Here is a 2,949-nt window from a genome sequence, read left to right as displayed (position 1 = left end):
GGTTGCCGGGGCCCAGGGCCAGGTGCGGGGGGACGACGCAGGCGTGGACGGTGCCGACGACGGCGGCGGGGCGGCCGCCGATCAGCACGGTCGCCACCTTGAGGGCGCCCGGCGGCGGGGTGGTGAGGGCGCCGCCGTGGTCGGTCATGTCGCCGGTCCGGGCTGCGGGGGGCATCTGCGGTCTCCGTTTCCTGCGGTGCCCGGTGTTCGCGGGCACTCGCCATACTGCCATTGGTTCTTGACGTTCCATCAGTCGATCGTCGGTCTGTCTCCGGTCTGTCTCCGGTCGATCGGCGGCTCAGTTGATCCGGACGAAGGCCCCCTTGAGCACCGCCTCGGCGCCACCGTCCACGGTGACCGACGTCGTGCCCCGGACGGTGACCGATCCGCCGCGCACGTTCACCGCGCCGGTGCCCGCGTCCAGGGTGATGCCGGAGGAGGAGAGCCGTACCGTGCTGCCGGCCGCGCCGCCGAGGCCGTGGACGGTCAGCACGATCTCGCCGCGCTGCTGGTCCAGGCTGACCTCCAACTTCCCGTCACCGCTCGCCAGGTGGACACCGGACTTGCCGCCCGGCACGTCCAGCAGCTCCATCCGGTGGCCCGAACGGGACACCACCGAGCGGCGGTTGACCTTGCCGGAGGCCCCGTCGACCAGCGGCACGTCGTGCGGGGAGGGCCGGTCCACGCCGTTGTAGAGCCCGCCCAGCACGTACGGGCTGTCCAGGTCGCCCTGCTCGAAGCCGACCAGCACCTCGTCGTTGACCTCGGGGCTGACCACGCCGCCGCCCCCGGCGCCGCCCCACTGCACGGTGCGCACCCAGTCGGAGACGTAGGTGTCGTCCAGCCAGGGGAACTTGAGCTTCACCCAGCCGCGCTGCCCGCCGCCCGGCTCCCGGACGTCGGTGACCACGGCGACGGCCAGGCCGGGCATCCGGGGCCCGCGCGGCGGGGCGTTGCCGCCGCTGGTCAGCCCGGCCAGCGAGCGGTCGGGCGCCGCGCTGACCACGACGGTGGTGCGGTAGCCGCGGAACGGTTCGAGCAGGTGGCGCACCCCGGTGGCGGTGTAGCGGCCGGAGAAGGCGGCGCCGACGTTGCCCAGCGCGACCGCGGTGCCCGCCCGCAGCCGCGGGTTGCCCTCGGCGACCACCTCCAGCTCGCCGAAGCCGGCCGCCACCGAGGCGGCCAGCGACCGGGCCACCGAGGCGGTCTCCGCCTGGGTGCGGTACGGGGTGTCGGCGACGGTCAGCCGGGACCGGCCGGGAAAGGCGGAGGCCACCACCGAGGGGCTCATCCCCGGCTGCACGGTACGGGAGGTCACCGCCGGCTCGGTGGCGACCAGGGCGCTCTTGGTGGTGACGTTCCAGCCGCGCGCCTCGACCGTGTCCGCTCCCCCGGCGCCGGTCAGCACGCCGCGCAGCTCCAGCAGGTTGCGGCCGTACTCCAGCACCAGCGGGTTCTGCGGCGCGGGGGTGGAGGGGGCCGGCGCGCCGGAGGCGGGGTCGGGCCGGACGAACTCCAGCCTCCCGTCGTCGTCCACCCGCACCTGGGCGCCGCTCTCCTGGGCCAGGAACTGGAGGAACTCCCAGTCCGGGACGTTCGCCTGCGAGAGCTGCTGGTGGACGACGGGGAAGGAGTCGACCGTGCCGCAGGTCAGGCCCGCGCCCGAGGCGACCTGGCGGACGATGTCGGCGGTGGTCATGTTCCGGAAGGCCTTCACCCGGCGCCCGCGCATCAGCCGGTGGGTGACCGCCGAGGCCCGCACCACGGTGTACGAGCCGGTGGTGTCCACCTCCAGCTCCAGCGCGGTCACCTCGCCGGTGAACAGCCGCGCCCGGGTGTTGCCCTGCACGGTGACCACGGACACCTTCAGCGGGGTGCCGATGGTGATCCCGGTGGCGGAGAGGAAGGTGTGGTCGGCGTCCCGGAAGGACAGCACCGCGGTGTCGGGCAGGCCGACGCTCTCCTCGATGTCGCAGGAGACCAGTTGGGTCACCCAGATCGGCGGCAGCGGGCCCGGCGCCTCGACGACGGGGTCGGCGGCGAAGGAGCGGCCGCCGCGGGCCTCGGGAGTGGTCATGGCCGTCCGCCCTGGGTGGGTTCCTGGTTCCGGGTATGGCTCTGGGTGTGGCTCTGGGTGTGGCTCTGGGTGTGGCTCTGGGTGAGTTCCTCGATGCCCGGCACGATCAGCTCCGCGCCGGGGACCAGCGCCAGCGGATCGTCGATGTCGTTGGCCTCCGCGATGGCGCGCCAGGCGGTGGCGTCCCCGTAGGCCCGCCAGGCGAGCATCGGCAGGCTGTCGCCGGCGATCACCCGGTGGGTGCTGCGGGCCTCCGGCGAGCCGGAGGTCGGGTTCTGTCCGGCCGGGTCGACGCTCGCCTCGTCGATGGTCAGCGAGCAGACCGCCCGCAGCGGCTTCCCGTCGACGTCGAAGAGCGAGTAGGTGACCGAGAGGCCGGTCAGCACCCCGTTGAACGACGTGGTCTTCAGGGTGCCCCAGTCCAGCCGGATCCACGGGCTGGCCGGCGTCTTGCGCGCCAGGCTGGCCGGGGTGGGCACGCACGCCGTCATCAGCTGCTCCACCGCCCGCTCCACCGAGTTGTCGTGGGTCGCGGTGGAGTCCAGGAACACGTCGAGGGAGAGCGAGCGCGGACCGCTGCCGACGAACTCGGGCAGCGCGGACTCGCCCGCCATCCGGGACGGGGTGCGCCGCCACTCGGTGGTCTTGCTCAGCACCAGGGTCGCCGGGTTGAACTGGAGCCGGAGCTGCGCGAGCGTGCCGCCGGGCTGGGCGCCGACCGTGGACGGTGGCTCCATGATGGTCAGTTGGGCCCGGGTGACGCTGGCGGGGACCGCCGGGGACATCCTGGTGCTCCTTCCGTGGGTCGGGCTGTGGGGTGGATTCCGTGGATCGGGTGGGCCGGGCCGGCCCGGTGAGCCGGATGGGCGGTG

At 73.9% G+C, this 2,949-nt stretch carries 3 protein-coding genes; all 3 read right to left on the bottom strand.

Annotation, left to right across the window (positions count from 1 at the left end):
- On the bottom strand, nucleotides 1-175 hold a 175-nt coding region (locus tag ACIQOV_RS35315), incomplete at its 3' end, for a PAAR domain-containing protein (protein WP_401054930.1).
- 123 nt (nucleotides 176-298) lie between these two features.
- Nucleotides 299-2,077 carry a VgrG-related protein gene (locus ACIQOV_RS35310; RefSeq protein WP_401054929.1) on the bottom strand — a complete coding sequence of 593 codons (1,779 nt, stop codon included), beginning with the start codon at nucleotides 2,075-2,077 and terminating at the stop codon, nucleotides 299-301.
- The gene (locus tag ACIQOV_RS35305; RefSeq protein ID WP_401054928.1) at nucleotides 2,074-2,862 is read right to left on the bottom strand and encodes a LysM peptidoglycan-binding domain-containing protein; all 789 of its coding nucleotides are present in this window, start codon (nucleotides 2,860-2,862) and stop codon (nucleotides 2,074-2,076) included. Before ACIQOV_RS35305 ends, ACIQOV_RS35310 begins: the two co-directional genes overlap by 4 nt.
- Nucleotides 2,863-2,949: the final 87 nt, after the last annotated feature.

This window comes from Kitasatospora sp. NPDC091257 (assembly GCF_044757675.1).
In the GTDB taxonomy this organism is placed as follows: domain Bacteria; phylum Actinomycetota; class Actinomycetes; order Streptomycetales; family Streptomycetaceae; genus Kitasatospora; species Kitasatospora lactacystinica.
Note: the sequence above shows the minus strand (reverse complement) of the source record. Positions and strands in the feature narration are given on the sequence as shown.

Coding starts and splice junctions, on each gene's coding strand:
- ACIQOV_RS35310 (WP_401054929.1), bottom strand. CDS start 2,077: ATGACCACTCCCGAGGCCCGCGGCGGCCGCTCCTTCGCCGCCGACCCC.
- ACIQOV_RS35305 (WP_401054928.1), bottom strand. CDS start 2,862: ATGTCCCCGGCGGTCCCCGCCAGCGTCACCCGGGCCCAACTGACCATC.